Origin of the sequence: Cupriavidus sp. U2 (genome assembly GCF_009663685.2) — a bacterium.
Taxonomy (GTDB): Bacteria; Pseudomonadota; Gammaproteobacteria; order Burkholderiales; family Burkholderiaceae; genus Cupriavidus; species Cupriavidus necator_C.
In genome coordinates, this window is record NZ_RCOG02000032.1 from 275,858 (window position 1) to 300,541 (window position 24,684).

21 protein-coding genes are annotated in these 24,684 nt (G+C 65.7%); 7 read left to right on the top strand and 14 right to left on the bottom strand.

The window, feature by feature from the left end; translation table 11 throughout:
- Positions 1–10 precede the first annotated feature (10 nt).
- The 3 genes from ssuD to D9X30_RS25540 form a co-directional block, all read right to left on the bottom strand.
- Positions 11–1,174 carry an FMNH2-dependent alkanesulfonate monooxygenase gene (ssuD, locus tag D9X30_RS25530; protein WP_153945184.1) on the bottom strand — a complete coding sequence of 388 codons (1,164 nt, stop codon included), beginning with the start codon at positions 1,172–1,174 and terminating at the stop codon, positions 11–13.
- Between the two features lie 69 nt (positions 1,175–1,243).
- Positions 1,244–2,263 (bottom strand): sulfonate ABC transporter substrate-binding protein, encoded by a 1,020-nt coding sequence (locus D9X30_RS25535; protein WP_153945185.1) that lies wholly within the window; start codon positions 2,261–2,263, stop codon positions 1,244–1,246.
- Positions 2,264–2,510: 247 nt separating this feature from the next.
- Entirely contained in the window at positions 2,511–3,518 is a 1,008-nt protein-coding gene (locus D9X30_RS25540) for a sulfate ABC transporter substrate-binding protein (protein ID WP_153945186.1), read from the bottom strand.
- A gap of 276 nt (positions 3,519–3,794) precedes the next feature.
- Here D9X30_RS25540 and D9X30_RS25545 point away from each other — a divergent pair, with 276 nt between their 5' ends.
- Positions 3,795–3,980 (top strand): type II toxin-antitoxin system HicA family toxin, encoded by a 186-nt coding sequence (locus D9X30_RS25545; RefSeq protein ID WP_153945187.1) that lies wholly within the window; start codon positions 3,795–3,797, stop codon positions 3,978–3,980.
- A gap of 83 nt (positions 3,981–4,063) precedes the next feature.
- Positions 4,064–4,483, top strand: a complete 420-nt coding sequence (locus D9X30_RS25550; protein WP_153945188.1) for a type II toxin-antitoxin system HicB family antitoxin — start codon at positions 4,064–4,066, stop codon at positions 4,481–4,483.
- Positions 4,484–4,778: 295 nt separating this feature from the next.
- Here D9X30_RS25550 and D9X30_RS25555 read toward each other — a convergent pair whose 3' ends face one another.
- The 11 genes from D9X30_RS25555 to D9X30_RS25605 form a co-directional block, all read right to left on the bottom strand.
- On the bottom strand, positions 4,779–6,761 hold the full coding sequence (locus D9X30_RS25555) for a gamma-glutamyltransferase family protein (RefSeq protein WP_249641108.1): 1,983 nt from the start codon (positions 6,759–6,761) through the stop codon (positions 4,779–4,781).
- A gap of 392 nt (positions 6,762–7,153) precedes the next feature.
- Positions 7,154–7,633 (bottom strand): OsmC family protein, encoded by a 480-nt coding sequence (locus D9X30_RS25560; protein WP_153945190.1) that lies wholly within the window; start codon positions 7,631–7,633, stop codon positions 7,154–7,156.
- A gap of 137 nt (positions 7,634–7,770) precedes the next feature.
- Positions 7,771–10,359: an ATP-dependent chaperone ClpB gene (clpB, locus tag D9X30_RS25565; protein ID WP_153945191.1), complete on the bottom strand. Its 2,589-nt coding sequence runs from the start codon at positions 10,357–10,359 to the stop codon at positions 7,771–7,773.
- Positions 10,360–10,567: 208 nt separating this feature from the next.
- Positions 10,568–12,754 carry a D-(-)-3-hydroxybutyrate oligomer hydrolase gene (locus D9X30_RS25570; RefSeq protein WP_153945192.1) on the bottom strand — a complete coding sequence of 729 codons (2,187 nt, stop codon included), beginning with the start codon at positions 12,752–12,754 and terminating at the stop codon, positions 10,568–10,570.
- A gap of 313 nt (positions 12,755–13,067) precedes the next feature.
- The gene (gene crcB, locus D9X30_RS25575) at positions 13,068–13,448 is read right to left on the bottom strand and encodes a fluoride efflux transporter CrcB (protein WP_153945193.1); all 381 of its coding nucleotides are present in this window, start codon (positions 13,446–13,448) and stop codon (positions 13,068–13,070) included.
- A 36-nt stretch (positions 13,449–13,484) separates the two neighbouring features.
- Positions 13,485–13,982 carry a molybdopterin synthase catalytic subunit MoaE gene (gene moaE, locus D9X30_RS25580; RefSeq protein ID WP_153945194.1) on the bottom strand — a complete coding sequence of 166 codons (498 nt, stop codon included), beginning with the start codon at positions 13,980–13,982 and terminating at the stop codon, positions 13,485–13,487.
- Between the two features lies 1 nt (position 13,983).
- Positions 13,984–14,241 (bottom strand): molybdopterin converting factor subunit 1, encoded by a 258-nt coding sequence (gene moaD / locus D9X30_RS25585; protein WP_153945195.1) that lies wholly within the window; start codon positions 14,239–14,241, stop codon positions 13,984–13,986.
- A gap of 10 nt (positions 14,242–14,251) precedes the next feature.
- Complete coding sequence (locus tag D9X30_RS25590) at positions 14,252–15,487, bottom strand: molybdopterin molybdotransferase MoeA (protein ID WP_153945196.1); 1,236 nt, start codon at positions 15,485–15,487, stop codon at positions 14,252–14,254.
- Positions 15,488–15,630: 143 nt separating this feature from the next.
- Positions 15,631–17,076, bottom strand: a complete 1,446-nt coding sequence (thrC, locus tag D9X30_RS25595; protein ID WP_153945197.1) for a threonine synthase — start codon at positions 17,074–17,076, stop codon at positions 15,631–15,633.
- A 24-nt stretch (positions 17,077–17,100) separates the two neighbouring features.
- Positions 17,101–18,411: a homoserine dehydrogenase gene (locus D9X30_RS25600; RefSeq protein ID WP_153945198.1), complete on the bottom strand. Its 1,311-nt coding sequence runs from the start codon at positions 18,409–18,411 to the stop codon at positions 17,101–17,103.
- A gap of 50 nt (positions 18,412–18,461) precedes the next feature.
- Positions 18,462–19,691 carry a pyridoxal phosphate-dependent aminotransferase gene (locus tag D9X30_RS25605; protein ID WP_249641089.1) on the bottom strand — a complete coding sequence of 410 codons (1,230 nt, stop codon included), beginning with the start codon at positions 19,689–19,691 and terminating at the stop codon, positions 18,462–18,464.
- Positions 19,692–20,008: 317 nt separating this feature from the next.
- Here D9X30_RS25605 and D9X30_RS25610 point away from each other — a divergent pair, with 317 nt between their 5' ends.
- From D9X30_RS25610 to D9X30_RS25630, 5 genes are all read left to right on the top strand, one after another.
- On the top strand, positions 20,009–20,395 hold the full coding sequence (locus tag D9X30_RS25610) for an Mth938-like domain-containing protein (protein ID WP_153945199.1): 387 nt from the start codon (positions 20,009–20,011) through the stop codon (positions 20,393–20,395).
- 198 nt (positions 20,396–20,593) lie between these two features.
- Positions 20,594–21,055: a peroxiredoxin gene (locus D9X30_RS25615; RefSeq protein ID WP_153945200.1), complete on the top strand. Its 462-nt coding sequence runs from the start codon at positions 20,594–20,596 to the stop codon at positions 21,053–21,055.
- A gap of 395 nt (positions 21,056–21,450) precedes the next feature.
- A complete protein-coding gene (locus D9X30_RS25620; RefSeq protein WP_153945201.1) occupies positions 21,451–23,148 on the top strand; it encodes a PhoH family protein in 1,698 nt (565 codons plus the stop codon).
- Between the two features lie 168 nt (positions 23,149–23,316).
- Positions 23,317–23,847: a hypothetical protein gene (locus D9X30_RS25625; protein ID WP_194946420.1), complete on the top strand. Its 531-nt coding sequence runs from the start codon at positions 23,317–23,319 to the stop codon at positions 23,845–23,847.
- Between the two features lie 146 nt (positions 23,848–23,993).
- Positions 23,994–24,671 carry a C40 family peptidase gene (locus D9X30_RS25630; protein WP_153945202.1) on the top strand — a complete coding sequence of 226 codons (678 nt, stop codon included), beginning with the start codon at positions 23,994–23,996 and terminating at the stop codon, positions 24,669–24,671.
- Positions 24,672–24,684 lie beyond the last annotated feature (13 nt).

The following is a 24,684-nucleotide window of genomic DNA, read 5'->3' on the forward strand; positions in this document are numbered from 1 at the left end:
TGCGCCCTCCTCAACTCTGCGATGCCCGCGGCACGATGCCGGTGGCCATCACTTCGCCAAACGGGCCCGACAGCACCTGGCCGGGCAGCTTGTCGCGCACCGAGCGCGGCAGCAGCGGGAAGACCAGTTCGGCAAAGCGGTACGCTTCTTCCAGATGCGGATAGCCCGAGAAAATGAACGTGTCGATGCCCAGCGCGGCGTATTCCTCGATGCGCGCGGCCACGGTCTGCGGATCGCCCACCAGTGCCGTGCCCGCGCCGCCGCGCACCAGCCCCACGCCGGCCCACAGGTTCGGGCTGATTTCCAGCGCCTCGCGGGTCCGCTTGGCGCCACCGGCATGCAGGGCCGCCATGCGGCGCTGGCCTTCGGAATCCATCTTCGCGAAGACGGCCTGGGCACGGGCCACGGTGTCGTCGTCGAGCCGGCTGATCAGTTCGTCGGCAGCCGCCCATGCCGCCGCTTCGGTTTCGCGCACGATCACGTGCAGGCGGATGCCGAAGCGCACCGTGCGGCCATGCTTCGCGGCCCGGGCGCGCACATCGGCGATCTTCTTCGCCACCTCGGCCGGCGGCTCGCCCCAGGTCAGGTAGGTCTCCACCTGCTCGGCGGCCAGTTCGTGCGCGGCCGCCGACGATCCGCCGAAATAGACCGGCGGATGCGGGCGCTGCACCGGCGGGTACAGCACCCGCGCGCCCTTCACGGTGAGGTGCTTGCCCGCGAAGCTGATATCGCCGTTGTCGTGGCTGGCCGCCAGCACGTCGCGCCAGACGCGGATGAACTCGGACGACGCCTCGTAGCGCGCCGCGTGATCCAGGAACAGCCCGTCGCCTTCCAGCTCGGCCACATCGCCGCCGGTCACCAGGTTCACCAGCAGGCGGCCGCCCGACACGCGGTCGAACGTGGCGGCCATGCGCGCAGCCAGCGTTGGCGTCATCAGACCCGGCCGCACGGCCACCAGAAACTTGAGCTGGCGCGTCACGGCAGCCAGGGCCGACGCGGCCACCCAGGGGTCTTCGCACGAGCGGCCGGTGGGAATCAGCACGCCTTCGTAGCCCAGCGTATCGGCGGCCACGGCGATCTGCTTCAGGTAGTCGAAGTTGACTTCGCGCGCCCCTTCCGAGGTGCCCAGGTAGCGGCTGTCGCCGTGGGTGGGGATGAACCAGAAAACTTGCATGTCGAGCCTCTTGTTTTATCGGTTGCGATGTACGGCCTTGGCGATTCGGCGATTCGGCGATTCACCGCTTCACCGCTGCGCCGTGGCGGCCGGCGGTTGCCAGGCGGCATCGGCCACCTTGATCGGCTTCGGAATCAGCTTCAGCGTCACGAAGGCGTCGGCAATGCGCTGTTGTTCGGCCAGCACGCCAGCCGTCACAGGCTTCGCGCCATAGGAAAATCGTGAAACAGCAAGATCGAGCACGCTCGGGTCAAGCCCGGTTTCCTTGGCCAGGAACTGCGTGGTGTCCTTCGGATTTTTCTCAGCCCACTGGCCCAGTTGCGCCAGTTCGTCGAGGATCGCGTTCACCACGTCGGGGCGGGCATTCGCATAGGGGCGCGACGCCAGGTAGAACTGATGGTTGCTGACCAGGTTCTTGCCGTCGGCGGTACGGCCATCGGCCAGCACGCGGGCATCGAGCTGCTTTTCGGCGGCCGCCAGGAACGGGTCCCAGATCACCCAGGCATCCACGGCGCCGCGCTCGAACGCCGCGCGGGCGTCGGCGGGCGGCAGGTAGACGGGCTGGATCTCGCTCCAGGGAATGCCGGCCTTTTCCAGCTGGCGCACCAGCAGGTAATGCACGTTCGAGCCCTTGTTCAGCGCCACGCGCTTGCCGCGCAGATCGGCCACGGACTTCAACGTCGAGGTCTTCGGCACGACGATGGCTTCGGACGTCGGCGCCGGCGGCTCGTTGCCGATATAGGCCAGCTGCGCCCCGGCCGCCTGCGCGAAGATCGGCGGGGCCTCGCCGACGGTGCCGAAATCGATGGCGCCCACGTTCAGGCCTTCCAGCAACTGCGGACCGGCCGGGAACTCGGTCCACTTCACGGTGATGCCCTGCTGCGCCAGGCGCTTTTCCAGCGTGCCGCGCGCCTTGAGCAGCGTCAGCGTGCCGTACTTCTGATAGCCGATGCGCAGCTGCTTCGGATTCACGGTCTGCGACTGCGCCTGGGCCGGCTTGGCCAGCAGGCCGTAGGTCAGGCCGGTGGCTACCACGAGCGCGCCCAGCAGCAGGCGCCGGCGCAGGGAAAGCGGTTTGAACGATGTCATATCGGGGTTCCGGATGAGGAGAAGTTCGAAATCGATGGCGGCACGACGCCCTGCCGGCGCCAGCGCGCGGCATGCGGAAAACGTCATGCGTGGAGGAAACTTCAGGTCAGGCGGGACATCGCCCCATGGCGACGCGGGAAGGCAGGACAGCGCGAACAGCGGACATCTCGGGCTCCTTCGTCAGGCGCACCGGGGCGGCGGGCACGATCGCTGGCGCAATCGGCCGGGGCCGCCCCCGGCACTGTGATTACCGCTTGCCGGGCTGGTACACCTGGTCAAACGAACCGCCATCGGCAAAGTGCGCCTTCTGGGCCTTGGCCCAGCCGCCGAACACTTCGTCGATCGTGAACAGCTTCACCTTCGGGAAGTTGGCGGCGTACTTGGCAGCCACCTTTTCCGAGATCGGACGGTAATAGTTCTTGGCCGCGATTTCCTGGCCCTCGTCGGTGTACAGGAACTGCAGGTAGGCCTCGGCGGCCTTGCGCGTGCCCTTCTTGTCCACCACCTTGTCGACCACGGCCACCGGCGGCTCGGCCAGGATCGAGACCGACGGCGCCACGATGTCGAACTTGTCCGGACCCAGTTCCTTGATCGCCAGGATGGCTTCGTTTTCCCATGCGATCAGCACATCACCCAGACCACGCTCGACGAACGTGGTGGTGGCGCCGCGCGCGCCCGAATCCAGCACCGGCACATTCTTGAGCAGCTGGCCGACGAATTCCTTGGCCTTGGCTTCATTGCCGCCCGGCTGGCGCAGCGCATAGCCCCAGGCAGCCAGGTAGTTCCAGCGGGCGCCGCCCGACGTCTTCGGGTTCGGCGTGATGACCTGCACGCCAGGCTTCACCAGGTCGTTCCAGTCCTTGATTTGTTTCGGGTTGCCCTTGCGCACCAGGAACACGATCGTCGACGTATACGGCGATGCGTTGTGCGGCAGGCGCTTCTGCCAGTCGGGCTTCAGCAGGCCCTTCTCGGCGATGGCGTCGATGTCGTACCCCAGCGCCAGCGTGACCACGTCCGCATCCAGGCCATCGATCACCGACCGGGCCTGCTTGCCCGAACCGCCGTGCGACTGGCGAATCTGCACCGTATCGCCGCTCTGCGCCTTGTAGGCCTTGGCAAACGCGGCGTTCACGTCCACGTACAGCTCGCGCGTGGGGTCATAGGAAACGTTCAGCAGGTTGGTGTTGGCCAGGGCGGCCGGCGCCGCGCCGATTGCGGACAGTACTGCGAGGCCCAGGGCCAGCTTGCGAATCATGTTCAATTGCTCCCGTCAGAGTTGTCGTGAATGCCCCCGCCTGGATCGGACGGGGTTTCTGTCAGGGAGAAAGGCTACCGGCCGGCCCTTCTGAACGGAACGAATGGTTTCGCCGATCCAAGCACGTTTTCTGCATAAGATCGGACGGGAATATGGGAATGCTGGAAAACGTGCGTCACGCTCTTGACAACGCAACATAAATGTTGCATTTTCAACGTTGTCAGGCACAACATATATGTTGCACAATGCCCGCCTCTCAACCGACAAGGGAGGGGCATGAAATACAGCGAGTTCAAGCGGTGGCTCGAACAGCAGGGTGCGATCTTCCAGAAGCACCGCAGCGGCTCCAGCCACTACCGGGTCACGCTGAATGGCTTCACGACGATCTTTCCCTACCACGGCAGCAAAGAGATGGGCAAGGATCTGGAACTGAGGATCAGAAAGCAGCTCGGCCTGAAGTGACGGGCAGGCCCGCGAAGGGCCTCCTCTCACTCGAACTCGCCATCCCGTACCTGGCATCGACGACTTACTACAGGACGCACCACATGTTCTCGTACCCCGTAACGCTGACGCCCGATAGCAACGGCACTCTGCTGGTCACGTTTGCTGACATCCCCGAAGCCAATGCCGTCGGCGTCGATGAAACCGACGCGCTCAAGCAAGGGCTGGACGCCCTCGAAGCCGCCCTGGACATCTATTTCGACTTGCGCCGTCAGATTCCGCTGCCGTCCAAGGCCCGTCGCGGCCAGCTAACGGTCACGTTGCCAGCGTTGGTCACCGCCAAGGTGCTCCTTGCCAATGAGATGCTGGCACAAGGCGTGCGCAAGGCAGAACTCGCGCGGCGGCTCGATGTTCACATGCCGCAGGTGGATCGGCTCCTGAACCTGCGGCACTCCTCCAAACTGGAAATGATCGAAAAGGCGCTGGATTCGCTGGGTCGGAGGCTCGACGTCCAGCTTGCCTGATCGCCGGGCTGTCACTGCGCGTCCGGATGGGCGGGCCGTCGCCCTTTCCGGCGGCCGCCCAAAAGAAAAAACCCGCAGCACCGGAGTTGCGCTGCGGGTCAAGTTTCCATTCCGGAAACGGGTAGACAAGTCATGAAGAGCGCCCCCGCATCTCCATGACGGTTCAGATATTAGCCATCCGTTCCCATTTGCAAGTTGATGCAGGTCAACCGCCCCACAATCGGGGGCGGTTGGCGACGAAATCAGGGCCAACGCTGCCGGATGGCCCTGCGGAACGGTGTCGTTCAGGTGGCAGTCATGGCGCGAAGGTATTGCCCAGCACGACGCCCTCGCGCCGGGGGTCGGTGCCGCCCTGCAGCACGGGCGCGCCGCCGGCCTGGCTGCGCAGGATCGTGTTGACGCCGCTGGACTGCGCCGAGGTGGAGATCGTGTGCCCCAGCGCCTTGAGGCCGGTGATCAGCGGATCGTTGGCGCCGCCGTTGCTGGTATCGATATCGGGATGCTCGCCGCCGAGGGTGGTGGTGGCGCTGTTGCTGGCGCCAAAATCCACCAGGTTCGACGCCTGCTGCGCGTCCAGCCCCCAATCGAGCACGCCCACGAGCGTCTTCACCACGTATTGCGGAATGGTGCCGCCGCCCGGCGACCCCGTGGCCATCAGGAAATCGCCAATCGACCCGTCGGGCGCCTTGCGGAACACCAACGTGGGCGCCATCGAGCTGCGCGGCCGCTTGCCGGGCTGTACCCGGTTGGCCACCGGGTTGCCGCTGGCATCGGTCGGGGCGGCCGAGAAGTCGGTCAGCTGGTTGTTGAGCAGAAAGCCGTTGGTCATATGGAACGACCCCATGCTCGACTCCACCGACGTGGTGGCGCTGACCACATTGCCCTGCGCGTCGACGATCGAATAGTGGTTCGTGCCGTGCTCGACCAGCGGCACCACACCCAGGGGCACGGCGCCGAAGTTACCCGCCGTGGCCGTACCCATCGAACGGTTCGGATCGATCAGCGCGGCGCGCGTCTGCAGATAGGGCTTGTTCAGCAGCGTGTCCCATGTTCCGCCTGGCAGCGGCACGAAGTCAGTATCGGCCACGTACTTGTCGCGGTCGGCATAGGCGAGCCGTTCGGCCTCGCTCACGCGATGCACGCCCTGCACGGTCGGCTTGCCCCCTTCGTTGTCGACGGGATTGGGCTTGAGCGACGCCATATCGAAGTTCTCGATGATCTGCATCGCCGATGCCACGGTGATGCCGCCCGATGTCGGGGGCGGCGCGCCGCAGATCCAGTACGCGCGGTACGTCACGCAGACTGGGGTGCGCAGTTTGGCCTCGTACGCGGCCAGGTCGGCCAGCGTGGTCTTGCCCGGGGTGGTCGGCGTGCCGTCCGTGGCGGTGGTCGCGCCGATCTTGGCGATGATGTCGTTGGCGATGGCGCCCTTGTACAGCGCGTCGGCGCCCTGCGCGGCCATGGCGGTCAGCGTGTTGGCATAGGCCGGGTTCTTGAGCACCGTGCCCAGCGCCTTGGGCGTGCCATCGGCGTTGAAGAAATAGGCGGTGGCTTCGGGGTCGCGTTTCAGGCTGGCAGCGTTCGACGAGATGGCCTGGGCGAGCCGGCCGCCGATGGGGAAGCCGTTGGTGGCCAGCGCGATGGCGTCGCCGAACAAGTCCTTCCAGGCCAGCTTGCCATGTTCCTTCTGCACGCGCTCGATCAGCCGGGGCACGCCGATGGTGCCGATCGACCTGCCGCTCGCGCGCGCGCTGGGCTTGGGCGGCGTCTGGTCGGTGGCGTCGTCCACGTATCGCAGGTAGTTCTCGGTGGCCGCCGCCGGCGCCGTTTCGCGCCCGTCGTAGGCCTGCACCGTCTTCGCGGCGGCATCGTAATAGAGCATGAAGCCGCCCGATCCCATCCCCGTGGCCTCGGGAACGGTCAGGCCCAGCACGGCCTGCACGGCCACCGCGGCATCGGCGGCCGTACCGCCATTCTTGAGCACCGCGCAGCCCGCCGCGCTGGCGTAGGCGTTCGATGTCGACACCATATAGGTCCTGGCGTAGACCGGCTTCAACCCGGTGCGATAGCCGGTGGCCGCTTCCGGCAGTGCCGGGTCGCCGGGCTGGTTCGACCCGACCACCACCGTGCTGCCGTTGCTGGCCAGCACCTGGCAACTGTTGTCGGCCTGTGGCGTGGTGGGCGTGGTGGGCTTCGAATTGTCGTCGCTGCCACCGCAGGAAACGACCAGCAGTGTGCCCACAACCGCGGCAGCCAGGGTCAGGGGGACCTTCCGTATTGGCAACACCATATTTCCTCCAGACTACAAAGAAGCGCCAGGGGGAGGCGCGATCCGTGGATGTCGGACGGGCAGGCGTGGCGCAGCGGGCAATGGGACGTCTGCCGTTTTTTTTTGGGATGCAAGGACGAACGGGGCCCGCCGGGCTGCATGGCTCGGGAAGTTCAGGCGACGGACCGGGAAGCAAGGATTGCCCGCGCGGCGGCGCGGGCGCAGCGCGCTATGAGGAGTTGGTCAGGGCAACAGGGGGATTCATGACCGTGCTGACTGTTGGCTTGTCAATCAATGCAATGTGTCAACACTAGACCATCAGGATCGTGATGGCCAAGCATCTTTCGCGCGGTATGGGTGAGGCAGCGGACATACGCCTGCCCCACCTGCCGGCATCAGGCTCAGGCCGGGGCTGCCTGCTCGATTACCGCTTCGCACCGGATCGGGAAGTTGACCGAATTGGCGATGTAGCACTTCTCGTGCGCCACGTGATGCAGGTGCGCGGCGCGTTCCGCATCGTCGCCGGCCCGGATCGTTACGCGCGGGCGCAGCACGATTTCCGAAAACTGCCCGCCTGCGGGGCCATCGGTCATGGTGCCCTCGGCGTGGTCCACATAGGCCAGCACCGCGATGCGGGCGTCCGAGCACAGGTGCAGGTACCAGAGCTTGTGGCAGGCGCTGGCCGACGCGACGAGCAGGTCTTCCGGATTCCAGCGCGTGGCATCGCCCAGGAAGGCCGGGTCAGAGGAACCGGGAATCTCCGGCTTGTCGCCGGCGCGGATCGTGTGATCGCGTCCGTAGGCGCGGTAGCCGCTGGTGCCGGTGCCGCGGTTGCCAGTCCATTCCACGGTGACGTGGTACTTGTGCTCGCCATGAGCCATGGGATTGCTCCAGGGGGTGGGAATCGGGCAGAGCCGGTATTGTGGCGCAAAAGGCCGAAGCCAACAGACAAAAAAAAGGACCTCCGAAGAGGTCCTTGGTTCTCTGGCGATGCTGGCGATGCCGCCAGCCGCCCGGCTTAGTGAACGACGCGTCCGAACGTGAAGTGATCGCCCTCGTAGTCCACCGGCACCACGTCCTTGGCGGCAAACTTGCCTTCGAGGATGGCGCGGGCCACCGGGTTCTCGATCTGCTGCTGGATCGCACGCTTGAGCGGACGCGCCCCGAACACCGGGTCGTAGCCCGCGCTGGCGATCTTCTCCAGCGCACGCTCGCTGATATCCAGCGTCATGTCCATGCGAGCCAGGCGCGACTGCAGGCGCTGGAGCTGGATCCGGGCGATGGACTCGATGTTCTTCTGGTCCAGCGCGTGGAACACCACCACCTCGTCGATCCGGTTCAGGAACTCGGGCCGGAAATGCGTGCGCACCTCCTGCCAGACCGCACCCTTCACCGCTTCCTGCGGCTCGCCGGACATGGCCTGGATGATGTGCGAACCCAGGTTCGACGTCATCACGATCACCGTGTTCTTGAAGTCCACGGTACGGCCCTGCCCGTCGGTCAGGCGGCCGTCGTCCAGCACCTGCAGCAGCACGTTGAATACGTCCGGGTGCGCCTTCTCGACCTCGTCGAGCAGGATCACCGCGTACGGCTTGCGGCGCACGGCCTCGGTCAGGTAGCCGCCCTCGTCATAGCCCACGTATCCCGGCGGCGCGCCGATCAGCCGGCTCACGCTGTGCTTTTCCATGAATTCGCTCATGTCGATGCGGATCAGGTGCTCTTCCGAATCGAACATGAACTCGGCCAGGGCCTTGCACAGCTCGGTCTTGCCCACCCCGGTCGGCCCCAGGAACAGGAACGAACCGTACGGCCTGTTCTCGTCCGACAGCCCGGCGCGCGAGCGGCGGATGGCATCGGACACCAGCCGCACGGCCTCGTCCTGCCCCACCACGCGCTGGTGCAGCTTATCTTCCATCTTGAGCAGCTTCTCGCGCTCGCCCTGCATCATCTTGGCGACGGGGATACCCGTGGCGCGGCTCACGACCTCGGCGATTTCCTCGGCCCCGACCTGCGTGCGCAGCAGCTTGTTGGGCTGCTTCTGCTCGGCCGCCTCGGCCTTGTTCGCCGCCTGCAGCTTGCCTTCGAGTGCCGGCAGCTTGCCGTACTGGAGCTCGGCCACCTTGTCCAGCTTGCCTTCACGCTGCAGGCGCGAGATGTCGAGCTTGATCTTCTCGATCTCTTCCTTCAGCGCGGCCGCACCCTGGGCGGCGCCCTTCTCGGCGCGCCAGATTTCGTCCAGGTCCGCGTATTCCTTCTCCAGCCGCGTGATTTCCTGCTCGATCAGTTCCAGCCGCTTGCGCGATGCCTCGTCGGTTTCCTTCTTCACCGCCTCGCGCTCGATCTTGAGCTGGATCGTGCGGCGTTCGAGCTTGTCCATCGCCTCGGGCTTCGAGTCGATTTCCATCTTGATGCGCGCGGCCGCCTCGTCGATCAGGTCGATGGCCTTGTCCGGCAGGAAGCGGTCAGTGATGTAGCGGTGCGACAGCTCCGCCGCCGCCACGATCGCCGGGTCGGTAATCTCCACGCCATGGTGCAGCTCGTACTTTTCCTGCAGGCCGCGCAGGATGGCGATGGTCGATTCCACGCTCGGCTCGTCGACCAGCACCTTCTGGAAGCGGCGCTCCAGCGCGGCGTCCTTCTCGATGTACTTGCGGTACTCGTTCAGCGTGGTGGCGCCGATGCAGTGCAGTTCGCCGCGCGCCAGCGCCGGCTTGAGCATGTTGCCCGCGTCGATCGCGCCCTCGGCCTTGCCCGCGCCCACCATCGTATGGATTTCGTCGATGAAGACGATGGTCTGGCCTTCGTCCTTGGCCACGTCGCTCAGCACGGCCTTCAGCCGTTCCTCGAACTCGCCGCGGTACTTGGCGCCCGCCAGCAGGCCGGCCATGTCCAGCACCAGCACGCGCTTGTTCTTGAGCGTCTCGGGCACTTCGCCGTTGACGATCCGCTGCGCCAGCCCTTCGACGATCGCGGTCTTGCCCACGCCCGGCTCGCCGATCAGCACCGGGTTGTTCTTGGTGCGACGCTGCAGGATCTGGATCGCGCGACGGATTTCGTCGTCGCGGCCGATCACCGGGTCGAGCTTGCCCGCGCGGGCCCGCTCGGTCAGGTCCACCGTGTACTTCTTGAGTGCCTCGCGCTGCGATTCGGCGTCGGCGCTGTTCACGTTCTCGCCGCCGCGCACGGCCGTGATGGCCGCCTCCAGCGACTTGCGCGACAGCCCGTTCTCACGCGCAATGCGGCCGGTGTCGCCCTTGTCGTCGGACACGGCCAGCAGGAACAGCTCGCTGGCGATGAACTGGTCGTTGCGCTTGATCGCCTCCTTTTCGGTGGCGTTCAGCAGGTTGTTGAGGTCACGGCCAACCTGGACCTCGTTGGTGCCCTGCACCTGCGGCAGACGGCCGATGGCCGCATCCAGCGCGGTCTGCAGGCCGTTCACGTTCACGCCGGCACGCGACAGCAGCGTACGGGCCGAGCCGTCTTCCTGGGCCAGCAGCGCACGCAGCAGATGCTGGGGTTCGATATATTGGTTGTCGTGCCCCAGGGCCAGGCTTTGCGCTTCGGCCAACGCTTCCTGGAACCGGGTAGTGAGTTTGTCAATTCGCATCAGGCGCCCTCTCTCTCTAGTCGATGAGTGTGTCCTGCTGCGGGGCGGCGGCGTTGCAGCACAGCGGCTGCCGTTCGCGGATGCCCTGCCGGACACGGTACTCCGGAAAGATAGGGCTTTGCATTGACATTTCAAGACACCCGCCACACAACTTGTACAGACTGCAAGTGCATGGCGGGCTACGTCGCTTTCCGCGCGATGCGCGTGGCTAGTTCGGCACGTCGACCGTCGTACCGCTGACCGAGATCGTATCGCCGGCGGCCGGGTTGGCGGCGATCGGCGGTACGTTGGAGGGCAGGATCTGCGGGGCGACAATTTCCGTCAAGCCGCCACCGCGAGGTGTGGTGCGCACGACCTGCGATGGGGGCAGCGCGGTGCCGTTCTTCAGGTTGGCGTAGACGGCATCCAAGGCCCGATTCACGTAGACGTGCATCGGAATGAATCGCGCGCCGTAACCTGCCACTGAGTCGATGAACCCATCGAAGTGCTGCCCATTCGTCACTTCGATATAGGACAGCTTGCTGGCATTGCCCTCCACCGACTTGTTCAGCCCAAGATAGGGCCGCGAAGTGTGATTGACCGGCAACAGCGCATCGCTGCGGCCATGCACGATCATCGCCGGCTTGCCGCGCAGGTTGCCGTTCCGGTACGTCTGACCAATACCGGTCATCAGAGCAGTGTTCCGGTCGTCGAGGAGTTTGCGCAGACACAGGGCGCCTTCGAGATTGGCGTCGGCCACCCCACTCAATTTCGATTTCGACAGGAAGTCGCGCATGGCACCGCCCGGCGAGTCGTCGTTCATGATCGTTACGCTCGTGGTCGGCGGTATGCCATTGCCCGTGGAGAACAGTCCGGCCAGCGAAATGGCCGGGATCGCGGCGGGTACCAGCGTCGTCGGCGCCGGCGAGGCAAAGCTGTAGCTGCACAGCCGGTCCGTAACGCTCGCCCGCGAGTAGGCGTTTGCGTAAGTAAGCGAAATCGAACTCGCGACTTCCAGCAGTGACAGGCTGGTATGCAGTTCATCCGATTCCGGTTCCCATCCAGCCGTGTGCATAGCGCTGAGCGCGGCATTGGCCTGGTCCGCGGTCGATGCTCCCGCCAACTTTCCGGCCGCAACCAGTGAAGTACAGCGGTTGATAGTCTGTGCCGGCAATGCTGGCAGCGTCGAAGAGAGGGAAACCCGCGGTGCATTCGCCAGCCCCGGCACCTGCGCCGCACACAACTGGAACAGGTTCGCCGTCGTCGTGTAGTCATAAAGATGCTTGCCGGACGCCGCCACCTGCGTACCGCCGCGCCGCACGGTAATGACCGGGCTTGGCGGCATTTCCACGTTTGGCTCGCCCACGGCCACGCCGTCGATCAGTCCGTCGGTGTCCTGCTCGGCCGCTGCCACTGCCGCCCCGCCACCATTCGAGATGGCCGACGCGATGACCAGCACGTTGTTCTTCGTAAAGGTGGCCTGCCGCACGCCGTCCGAGCCCATCGTGCCAAAGCGGTCATTGATGGCGAACAGGGCAAACTGGATGGCCTGCAGCGTGTTCTTGCCCCAGTCGGCTTCGGGGTTCTGCTGCGAATGGGCGTGCTTGAACGCCAGTCGGTGGGGGTTGGCCGTGGTGAAATCCGCCAGCGACTGCGCGCCCGGCTGGGCCGCAAACTGGGCCGCCTTGCCCGCGCCGCGCCGGTCGGCGCGCGTGCCGTCGATCAGCGGCACGGTGTCGGTATCCAGGTCGTGCGGTGCCGCGCCCGTGCCCTTGTCGGTATAAGCCACCGCACAGCCGCGCTTCAGACCCCACTCGCCGACCGCGATGCCACCGTACACCCCGCGTGAGCCGGACGACGTCGCGGAAATGACGCATGGGTTACTTTTATCGAACGAATCCGGCACTTGCACCAGCATCGTTACGTTTTTCGTGCCAGTACCGTCATCGGCAAAGGCCAGGTATTCGGTGCCCGGCACCTTGCCCTGGCTGGTTGTGACATTGCCTTGGGCGTCGACGTTCGGCCCATACAGCGAGCCGTAGCCGCCGGCCGCCTGCACGTCCACGATGGCGCGGTAGTTGACAAAGATGGCATTGCGGCGCAATTCCGCGGCCGTGGGCGCCGTGGGATCGGCAAATGCCGGGGCTGCAGCGGCCGCCAGCCCGTCCTTGCCCAGCCCTGCCGTCAGCAGATCGTCCGACGTGCCGTCGTAGGATTTGATCGAAATCGTCCCGACAATGAACGTCGGCCGATTGTTTGGATTCTGCGTAGTGCTGCCCCCGCCACCTGGCGTACTGGACGAGTCCCCGCCTCCACAGGCCGAGATCAACAGGGTGGCAGCGGCCGCGGCGACGGCGGTTTGCTGGAACCGGCGCCGCAGTTGCGGGCTTGCGGACGAGGCATGGCGATGCTGCATGGGGATGTCTCCTTGTTATGAACGGAACGGTAAGCCGCGATAAGACAAGGACTGCTTGGGGCGAAAACTGATGGCCACCGACGGATCGCCGGATTCTTGAAGGCCACGGCGGGCCGGCAAGCGACCGTAGCTGCACTTTCTAATGATGGTGAAAGCAGACAGGCAAACCACGCGAGGTGCGTTGCACACCTCAATGCCCATGCGGGGAATAGTAGCCGGTCCCGGACGGACCGGCAGCAGCAAAAGTATCGGGAATGTTACCTATGCCCCAGAACGGGGGATTCGTGCGGGAACCCCCGCCCGGTCCGACGGCTCATGACAGCGTGCGGTACGTCCAGATGCCCAGCGCGGTCAGCAGCAGCGAACCGCCCAGGTGGGTGGCCAGGTGCGCCAGCGCCCAGCGATAGTCGCCAGCCAGCAGATTGCCGATCACCTCGCTGGAAAACGTCGAAAACGTGGTCAGGCCGCCGAGGAAGCCGGTGACGGCGAGCAGGCGCCATTCCGGCGGCAGCGACGGATGGGTGTCGAAGAACGCCACGGCCAGGCCAATCAGGTAGCCACCGACCAGGTTCGAAGCCAGCGTGCCATACGGCAGCGCCGGATTGATGGCATTCCACATCACGGAAAACCCCCAGCGCAGCCATGCCCCCACCGCGGCGCCCACGCCGACCGCCACAAACCCCATCGGACCCATCGATTCGACCTTTCGTCCGTTCGAATGCTTTCGAACTTATTTGTTGTTGTCCTGCGCGCCCGCCGCGTCGGCGTTGAACGATTCGATACCCCAGCGGCGCAATGCCGCATCGTCCGACACCCGTGCGTCGACCCAGCGCGCGCCCTCCGGCGTGTCTTCCTTCTTCCAAAACGGCGCCTCGGATTTCAGGTAATCCATGATGAACTCGCACGCGGCAAAGGCGTTACCGCGATGCGCGGACGCCACCGCGACCAGCACGATCTGGTCCAGCGGCTGCAACAGCCCCACCCGGTGCACGATCGTCACGCCCAGCAGCGCCCATCGCTGGCACGCGGCGGCCTCGATCCGGGCCAGCGCCTTCTCGGTCATGCCCGGGTAGTGCTCCAGTTCCATCGTGCTGACGCGGGTGCCATCGCTGACATCGCGCACCGTGCCGACAAAGCTGGCCACGGCACCCACGCCCGGGTTGCAGGCGCGCAGCGCGGCCACTTCGGCACCGAGATCGAAATCTTCGTGTTGCACCCGGACCGTCATCTCAGCCTCCGGTCACGGGCGGGAAGAACGCCACCTCGCAGCCATCGGCCAGCGGGGTGTCGGCGCGGGCCACGGCATGGTCCACCGCCATGCGCAGCGCGCGGCCTTCGGCCAGCGTCTCGGCCCAGGCACCGCCGCGCGCGCGCAGCCAGCCGCGCAGATCGCCGACGGTACGGACGTCGGCGGGCACCTCGGCGCGTTCGGCGGCCTGGCCTACCTGCTCGCGCACACTGGCGAAATAACGAAGTTCAACTTGCATCGCATGAAACCTAGGCCAGCAGGCTGGCAAACGGGATGAACTGCACGGTGTCGCCGCGCGCAATGGACTGGTTGGGCGGATTGTCGATCAGGCCGTCGCCCCAGACCGTGGACGTCAGCACGCCCGAACTCTGGTTCGGGAACAGATCGAGCCCGCCCGCATCGTTCAGGCGCGCGCGCAGGAATTCGTTGCGGCGGTCGCCTTTCGGCAGATCGAAGTCGGCGCGCATGGCAATGCGGCGCGGCGTCACGTCCGCGACGCCCTGCAGGCGCAGCAGGAATGGCCGCACGAACAGCAGGAACGTGACGAAGCTCGACACCGGATTGCCGGGCAGGCCGATAAAGAAGGTCGGCTGGTCGGTGCCGTTGGCCACCTGGCCGAACGCCAGCGGCTTGCCGGGCTTGATCGCGATCTGCCAGAGATCCAGGCGCCCTTCCGCCGTCACGGCCGGACGGATATGGTCCTCCTCGCCCACCGACACCCCGCCCGACGTGATGATCAGGTCGTTGCCTTCGGCCGCGCGCCGCAGCGTGTCGCGCGTGGCGGCCAGGGTATCGGGCACGATGCCGAAGTCGGCGATCTCGCAGCCCAGGTTTTCCAGCAGGCCGCGCAAGGTGAACCGGTTGGAGTTGTAGATGGCGCCCGGCTTGAGCGGCTCGCCCGGCATCGCCAGTTCGTCGCCGGTAAAGAACACGGCCACGCGCACGCGGCGGATCACATCGAGCCGCGCCTGACCGACCGAGGCAGCCAGCCCCAGCGCCTGCGGCGACAGCCGTGCGCCCACGGGCAGGATCTGGCTGCCGGCCTCGATGTCCTCGCCCGCGCGGCGGATCCACTCGCCCGACGCCGGCACATGGTTCACGATCACCGCATCGCCGTCGGCCTGGCATTGCTCCTGCATGACCACGGCATCGGCGCCCGGCGGAATCAGGCCGCCGGTGAAAATGCGCGCGGCCGTGCCCGGCGCCAGTTCGGACCCGACATGACCGGCCGGAATGCGCTGCGACACCGGCAGGCGCGTGCCTTCGGCCGGCACGTCGGCCGCCCGCATCGCGTAGCCGTCCATCGACGTGTTGTCGGCGGGCGGCACACGCAGCGGACTGGTCACGGGCGCCGCCAGCACGCGGCCGTTGGCATCGAGCGTATCGACGGTTTGCGTTTCGGTGATGGGACGAACGCCGGCCATCAGGGCTTCCAGCGCCTGGGCCATCGTCAGCATCGGGGGGCGCGCTGCGGGTTGGGTCATGGGGGTCTTGGGGATCTGGGTTGGCCCCAGAAAGCAAAACAGCCCCCGGGGGTAACGTCCGGGGGCCGTGGCAGCGGGGCCCGGCAAACCCGATTGTAGCGAGTTGGCGCCGGAACCACAGGGGTCTGTGGCAATACCCTTTATTACAGCCCCGTGTGCTGCACGATATACGCCTTGACGGTGTCCGCGTCGGCCGGCATGACCTCGAACCGCTGCGGCAACGACTCGATGCCGTCGAACGCGGCCGGACGCTCGGGCTCGTGGCCCAGCGCCTCGCGGATCGTGTCGGCAAACTTGGCCGGCAGCGCGGTTTCCAGCACCACCATCGGCACGCCGGCCGACAGGTGCTCGCGCGCCACCTTCACGCCATCGGCGGTATGGGTGTCGATCGTCACGTCGTAACGCTGCTTGACGTCGCGGATGGTGGCCAGCCGGTCATCGTGCGTGCTGCGGCCCGAGACGAAGCCGAACTGGCGGATGCGGTCGAATTCCGGCGTGCCGGACAGGTCGAAGCCGCCCTTGGCGTCCACGTCGCGGAACAGCGCGGCCAGCTTGCCGGCGTCCTGGCCCAGCAGGTCGAAGATGAAGCGTTCGAAATTCGACGCCTTCGAGATGTCCATGCTCGGGCTCGACGTGTGGTACGTCTGCGCCGACGTGCGCACGCGGTACGTGCCGGTGCGGAAGAACTCGTCCAGCACGTCGTTTTCGTTGGTGGCCACCACCAGCCTGTCGATCGGCAGGCCCATCATGCGTGCGATATGGCCGGCGCAGACGTTGCCGAAGTTGCCCGACGGCACGCAGAACGACACCTTCTGGCCCGGGCCATCGGTGGCCAGCAGCCAGCCCTTGAAGTAGTACACCACCTGGGCCACCACACGCGCCCAGTTGATCGAGTTCACGGTACCGATGCACTGGCGCGCCTTGAACGCGTGGTCGTTCGACACAGCCTTGACGATGTCCTGCGCGTCGTCGAACACGCCTTCGATGGCGATATTGAAGATGTTCGGGTCCTGCAGGCTGAACATCTGCGCGGTCTGGAACGCGCTCATCTTGCGGTGCGGGCTCAGCATGAACACGCGGATGCCTTCCTTGCCGCGCATCGCGTACTCGGCCGCGCTGCCGGTGTCGCCCGACGTGGCACCCAGGATGTTGAGCTTCAGCCCGGCGCGCTTGAGCGCGTACTCGAACAGGTTGCCCAGCAGCTGCATGGCCATGTCCTTGAAGGCCAGTGTCGGGCCGTTGGACAGGCCCAGCAGTTGCAGCCTGGTGCCGCCTTCCTCGCCCAGCGTGCGCAGCGGGGTGATGTCGGCGGTGTTGTCGCCCGGGCGCGCGTTGCAGTACACCTCGGCCTTGTACGTCTTGCGCGTCAGCGCGCGCAGGTCGTCGGCCGGGATGTCATCGCAGAAGCGCGACAGCACCTCGAACGCCAGGTCGGCGTACGGCAGCTTGCGCCACGCTTCGAGTTCATCGGCGGTGACTTGGGGATACTGCTTCGGCAGGTACAGGCCGCCGTCCGGCGCCAGGCCTCCGAGCAGGATCTCGGAGAACGATTGCGGCATGTCATGGCCGCGCGTCGACTGGTATCTCATGGCAATTCGTCCAGTTTCGGCGTCTTAGTTCAGTTCTTCCATGCGCAGGCGCGTGACCGGCGACAGCACGGTCTGCAGGCCTTCGATGCTGCGGATGGCGGCATTGACGTGCTTTTCGCGCGTCAGGTGCGTCAGGATGATGATGTCGGTCTGCGGCTCGCCCTCGCGCGATTCCTTCTGCAGCATCGCGTCGATGCTGATGCCGGCTTCGGCCAGGATGCGGGTGATTTCCGCCAGCACGCCGGTCTGGTCGGCCACGCGCATGCGCAGGTAGTACGAGCTGGTGACTTCGTCGATCGGCAGCACCGGCACGCTCGACAGTTCGTCGGGCTGGAACGCCAGGTGCGGCACGCGATGGTTCGGATCGGCCGTGTGCAGGCGGGTCACGTCCACCAGGTCGGCAATCACGGCCGACGCGGTCGGCTCGGCGCCGGCGCCCTTGCCGTAATACAGCGTGGCACCCACGGCGTCGCCCTGCACCAGCACGGCGTTCATCGCGCCTTCCACATTGGCGATCAGGCGCGAGGCCGGCACCAGCGTCGGATGCACGCGCAGTTCCACGCCGTCTTCTCGGCGGCGCGTGATACCCAGCAGCTTGATGCGGTAGCCCAGCTCCTCGGCGTACTTGATGTCGATGGCGGCCAGCCGGGTGATGCCTTCCACGTGGGCGCGGTCGAACTGCACCGGCATGCCGAACGCGATGGCGCTCATCAGCGTCACCTTGTGCGCGGCGTCGATGCCTTCGATGTCGAAGGTCGGATCGGCCTCGGCATAGCCCAGCTGCTGCGCTTCCTTGAGCACGGTGTCGAAATCCAGACCCTTGTCGCGCATCTCGGACAGGATGAAGTTCGTGGTGCCGTTGATGATGCCGGCAATCCACTGGATGCGGTTGGCCGTCAGGCCTTCGCGCAGCGCCTTGATGATGGGGATGCCGCCGGCCACGGCCGCCTCGAACGCCACGATCACGCCCTTCTTGCGGGCGGCCTCGAAGATCTCGTTGCCATGCACGGCCAGCAGCGCCTTGTTGGCGGTAACCACGTGCTTGCCGTGCTCGATGGCCTTCAGCACCAGCTCGCGCGCGATGCCATAGCCGCCGATCAGCTCGACCACGATGTCGATGTCGGGGCGCGTCACCACGTCGTGGGCGTCGCTGACCACGTCCACGGTACCCCCGGTCAGTTCCCGGGCGCGTTCGGTGTTGAGGTCGGCCACCACCGCAATCTCGATGCCGCGGCCAGCACGGCGGCGAATTTCCTCCTGATTGCGCTTGAGCACGTTGAACGTGCCGCTACCGACGGTACCGATGCCGAGAAGGCCGACTTTGATGGGATTCATGGACGTCTGACTCTGGGTTGCTTGATACGAAAAGGGGGCGCCCCGGCGGCTCAGGCCGTGCCGTGACGTTTGCGATAGTTCTCAAGGAAGCGCGCCACGCGGCTGACCGCCTCGCGCAGGTCTTCCTCGTGTGGCAGGAACACGATCCGGAAATGGTCCGGCGCGTCCCAGTTGAAGCCCGTGCCCTGCACCAGCAGCACCTTCGATTCCTGCAGCAGCTCGTAGATGAATTCCTGGTCGTCCTGGATCGGATACATCGACAGGTCGAGCTTCGGGAACAGGTACAGCGCCGCCTTGGGCTTGACGCAGGTAATACCGGGGATCTGCGTGATCAGTTCGTGGGCCAGGTCGCGCTGCCGGCGCAGGCGCCCGCCTTCGGCGACCAGGTCGTTGATGCTCTGATAGCCGCCCAGCGCGGTCTGGATCGCCCACTGGCCCGGCACATTGGCGCACAGGCGCATCGACGACAGCATGTTCAGGCCTTCGATATAGTCCTGCGCCGGGCGCTTGTCACCTGACACCACCATCCAGCCGGCACGGTAGCCGCACGAGCGGTAGTTCTTCGACAGGCCGTTGAAGGTCACGGTCAGCACGTCGGTGGACAGCGAGCCGATCGACGTGTGCGCGTGGCCGTCGTACAGGACCTTGTCGTAGATTTCGTCGGCGAAGATGATCAGCCCGTGCTCACGCGCGATGGTGACGATCGATTGCAGCAGTTCGTCCGAATACAGCGCGCCGGTCGGGTTGTTCGGGTTGATGACGACGATGGCCCGCGTGTTCGGCGTGATCTTGCGGCGGATGTCGTCCAGATCGGGCATCCACTCGTTGGCCTCGTCGCACACATAGTGGACGGGCGTGCCGCCCGACAGGCTCACCGCGGCCGTCCAGAGCGGATAGTCGGGCGCCGGCACCAGCACTTCGTCGCCACTGTTGAGCAACGCGTTCATCGACATCACGATCAGCTCGGACGCGCCGTTGCCCACGTAGATGTCGTCCAGTTCCACGCCCTGGATCTTCTTTTCCTGGGTGTAGTGCATGATCGCCTTGCGGGCGGCGAAAATGCCCTTGGAATCGGAATAACCTGCCGAATTCGGCAGGTTGCGCATCATGTCCTGCTGGATTTCCTCCGGCGCATCGAACCCGAACACGGCCAGGTTGCCGATGTTCAGCTTGATGATCTTGTGCCCCTCTTCCTCCATCTGCTTGGCCTTTTCCAGCACCGGGCCGCGGATGTCATAGCAAACGTTCTGGAGCTTGTTCGATTTCTGGATGGGTTTCACGGCGGTTTCGGCGATGTCAGGGCAAGCTGCCGGTCTCGGCGGCAGCGGTCTTGGGAATCTTCTGGATTGTCCTGGACGTCTGGCGGCGCGCGTCGCTGGGCAGCAGTCGGGCGTGGCAGACCGGGAGGCAAAAGCTATAAGATATCGGATTATGACAGACTTCGGCATGGATTCTTGCATTGCAGCGAGCCTTTTGGCTCACCGCGCGCACGATCCTGCCACCAACCCGCCGCCCGCCCCTTCCGTGGCCGATCCGGCCGCCCGTCCCACCCCAGGGAGCGGCCTCCGGACACCCCGGGCGGCATGAGGCCCCCTCCTTGAAACTCCACGCCGACCAACCCCAGAACCTGAATACCGTGACCGGCTACGGCCCCGGCTATGTCGAAATCAATGCGGTGCGACACGACCAGTCGGTGCTGGTCATGCCCGAGGGTGATGTCGCGCCCTGGCCGGTGGGCCGCTTCGAAGACCTGGAACCCACCCACTTCGAGGCGCTGCTGGAAAAGAAGCCGGAAGTCGTTCTGCTGGGCACCGGCAACCGGTTGCGCTTTCCGCATCCGCGCCTGACGGCGGCGCTGGCGCGCCTGCATATCGGCGTGGACGCCATGGACCTGCAGGCTGCATGCCGCACCTACAATATCCTGATGGCCGAGGGCCGCAAGGTCGCGGCTGTGCTGCTGGTGGAGCCCGCTGCACTGGGCTGATGCGGCGCGCCCAGGCAGCGCGCGGCGGGCGCGGCCATCCATGCGCGGCTTTTTTTGCCGGGTTGCGACGCCGCCACGCTTGAAGTCCGGCCAACTGCCCCAATCTGCACCCGCCATGGCGCAGGTCCGGGCGAACACCACCAATAATCGGCCGCTGCCGTCACCGATGATGCACTGCCATCCAGGAGAGCCACCAGCATGACCGTCAGTCTCAACAAGGCCGTTCCCGACTTCCAGGCCCCCGCTACCGGCGGGGATTTCCGTCTTGCCGACCAGCGCGGCAAGACCACGGTGCTGTACTTCTACCCGAAGGACAACACGCCGGGCTGCACCACCGAGGCCATGAATTTCCGCGACCAGCATGACGCCTTCGAGGCCGCCGGCGTGACGGTCTTCGGCATTTCGCGCGACAGCCTGAAGTCGCACGAGAACTTCAAGGCCAAGCTGGAACTGCCCTTCGAGCTGATCTCCGACGCGGACGAAGCCATCTGCGGCATCTTCGATGTCATCAAGATGAAAAAGATGTATGGCAAGGAAGTGCGCGGCATCGAGCGCAGCACCTTCATCCTCGACGCCAAGGGCGTGCTCCGGCACGAAATGCGGGGCATCAAGGTGCCGAACCACGTGGACGAGGTGCTGGAAATCGTCAAGGGGATGTGAACCGGAACATCCTCGGCGAGGCAACCCGCGCGTTGCGCGGCCCGATGACAGTTGCGCAACCGCGACGAGAGTCTGACCGATTGCAAAAGCCAAAACCTTCGGGTAGATTTGGCCTCAATGCGTTCCGATCACAGTTGCCACGCTGCAGTAACGTCCCGGCCCGACAGGCACAGTCCCAGGGCTGGTAGCGGACCTGCCGCGTCGCGGGACCGCAGACAAGCCGCCACCCCTGTATTCCAGGACTGGCGGCTTTTTTGTTTGCTGGTTGGTTTCCTTCCGGGACGCGTTGCGTCCCGCCACTCCGGTTTTCCCGATTTCCGCCGTTTCCTGGTTGTACGCCCGGCTGTAAGCCAGCTTTTTCGCCCCCGTTTGCTCCCCTGAAAGGAAAGCCAAGCATGCCGCTGCCTACCATGCCCGCCAAGCCTGCCCAACTGCTGGACCCGAGCGAGTTCGCTCCGGTGACACTGCCCAAGGCCAAAGCCGCGCAGGGTAAGAAACCCGTGCCGGTCCTCGAGCGTGTGGCACTGCTCGAGACCGGCGACACCGAGGCGCCCGCCACCCGCGCACGCGCCGGCAGCACAACCCGGGCCAAGACCGCCGACGCCCCGGCGCCGGTCGCCACCCCGCCGGCATCGCCGTCCGTCAGCCTGGTCAAGCCGGCCGCCGGCCCCACGCGCCGCACGCGCAAGGCCGCGGGCCCCAGCAAGCTGTTCGTGCTCGACACCAACGTGCTGATGCACGACCCGAGCTCGCTGTTCCGCTTCGAGGAACACGACATCTATCTGCCGATGATGACGCTCGAGGAGCTGGACAACCACAAGAAGGGCATGAGCGAAGTTGCGCGCAACGCGCGCATGGTCAGCCGCACGCTGGACCAGCTCGTGGGCGGCACCGACGGCGTGCTCGACGAAGGCCTGCCGCTGGCCACACTCGGCAACCGCGACGCGGCCGGCAAGCTGTTCTTCCAGACCCGCCTGAACGACATCAAGCTGCCCGAAGGCCTGCCGCAGGGCAAGGCCGACAACCAGATCCTGGCCGTGGTCAGCGCGCTGCAGCAGCAGTATCCGGAGCGCCAGGTGGTGCTGGTGTCGAAAGACATCAACATGCGCATCAAGGCCCGCGCGCTGGGCCTGCCCGCCGAGGACTACTTCAACGACCAGGTCCTGGAAGACAAGGACCTGCTGTACTCGGGCGTGATGCAGCTGCCCAACGACTTCTGGGCCAAGCACGGCAAGGGCGTGGAAAGCTGGCAGGACCCGAAGTCCGGCACGATGTTCTATCGCCTGACCGGCCCGCTGGTGCCGTCGTTCCTGGTCAACCAGTTCGTCTATCTGGAGCCGATGGACGGCAGCCTGCCACTGTACGCCCAGGTCAAGGAGATCAACGGCAAGACTGCCCTGCTGCAGACGCTCAGGGACTACACCCACAACAAGAACAACGTGTGGAGCGTGGTGGCCCGCAACCGCGAGCAGAACTTTGCGCTGAACCTGCTGATGAGCCCCGACGTCGATTTCGTGACGCTGCTGGGCCAGGCCGGTACCGGCAAGACGTTGCTGGCGCTGGCAGCCGGCCTGGAACAGGTGCTGGACCAGAAGCTTTACAACGAGATCATCGTCACGCGCGCCACCGTGCCCGTGGGCGAGGACATCGGCTTCCTGCCGGGCACCGAGGAAGAGAAGATGCAGCCGTGGATGGGTGCCTTCGACGACAACCTCGAAGTGCTGCAGAAGAGCGACGACAGCGCCGGCGAATGGGGCCGCGCGGCCACGCAGGAACTGATCCGCTCGCGTATCAAGGTCAAGAGCATGAACTTCATGCGCGGCCGTACCTTCGTCAACAAGTTCGTGATCATCGATGAAGCGCAGAACCTGACGCCGAAGCAGATGAAGACCCTGGTTACCCGGGCGGGCCCCGGCACCAAGATCATCTGCCTGGGCAATATCGCGCAGATCGACACGCCGTACCTGACCGAAGGCTCGTCCGGCCTGACCTACGTGGTGGACCGCTTCAAGGGCTGGAGCCATAGCGGCCATGTGACGCTGGCCCGCGGCGAGCGTTCGCGCCTGGCCGACCACGCGGCGGACGTGCTGTAACGCGTCAGTCACTGCAAACCTGGCACTTCCACGGCCGGCCTGTTCCATGGCCGGCCGTGGCCGCATCGCGTAGTGTGGTGCAACCCACAGCGTCGGCGTTTGGCCGACAGCCAGCACCGCACGACCCGGCTATGATGACCGGGTGTTCATGTCGATACGGAGGCGTCGATGAACAGGCAACAGTCTTTCAGCAGATACCTGTCCACCAGTAGGACCCTGTTTTCCCATAATGCGCGCGCCGCCCGGCGCAAGCGCCTTGCCGTGGCTGCGCTGATTGGCGCCACGGTCATCGTGGCGGCCGCCCTGCAGCCGGCCAAGGCCGCGGACGCCAGCACGCCGGCAGGCAGCGCCCCGGCAGCGAGCGCCCCGGTAGGTAATGAAATGGTGATCCGCACCATGGGCCCGGTCAGCTATGTCTGCGGCGGCATTGCCGAGGACGAACGGGCCAGGCTGGCCGAACAGGAGAAGAACTTCAACATGGGTATCCTGTTCACCCGGGGTGCCAATGGCGAATACCTGGCCGATGTTGACGTAAAACTGACACGCGACGGCCAGAATGTGGCCGATTTCCGTGCGGGCGGCCCGCGCTGCCTCATACGTGCGCCAGAAGGCAGCTACAATATCGAGGCCAGTTACAAGGGTCAGCCAAAGTCCATCAAGATCAGTACCGGTACGCGTAACGCGCAGTTGCGCTGGTAGTGCTACCTGGTAGTTCCACCTGGAAGTTTTCGCTGGCACCCACCCTGTACGGTGGGGCGGACGCCTGACCCGGCAACCGAACCACAAGAAGGATGCCGCAGCGCCCGCTTTTATTGCCGCCCTTACCACGCCCGGCGCGTGTGACGATGTCCCCGGCTCCGTCATCGCGGAGTGCGTCCCGGCTCGCCCTGACTGCACTGTGTGCCAGCGCCCTGTTGCTGGCCGCCTGCGCCGGCGGCCCCCCTGCCCGCCATACGTCTTCGCTGCCCCGGACGCCGGGCAAGCCCATGATCGACCCGAGCGCCGGTCTGGAAGAAATCTCGATCCAGGCGATGTCGCTGGTCGGCACGCCCTACCGCTACGGCGGCAACACCCCCGATTCCGGATTCGACTGCAGCGGCCTGGTCCGCTACGTGGTGCAGCGCGCCGCCAGCGTCAACCTGCCGCGCACCACCGAGCAAATGGGCCAGCGCGGCGTATCACTCGACCGTAGCGACGTGGCATCGGGCGACCTGGTCTTCTTCAATACCACCGGCCGCGCCAACTCGCATGTCGGCATCTATGTCGGACAGAACCGGTTCGTGCACGCGCCGGCCACCGGCGGCACCGTCCGGCTCGAAGACATGGGCAAGGCCTACTGGGCCTCGCGCTACAACGGCGCGCGGCGCGTCGTGGCGGCCAGCAATCTTCCGATAACGCCTGCGCCGGCGCCGGCCCCTGCACCATCGATCACGCCCGCCCCGACCTCGCCCATGCCGGCGCCCGCCGCACCCTCAGCCCCACCGCCGGAAGACGACCCGATCGCGGCATTCGCGAATCAATAGTAAAAAAGCCAGG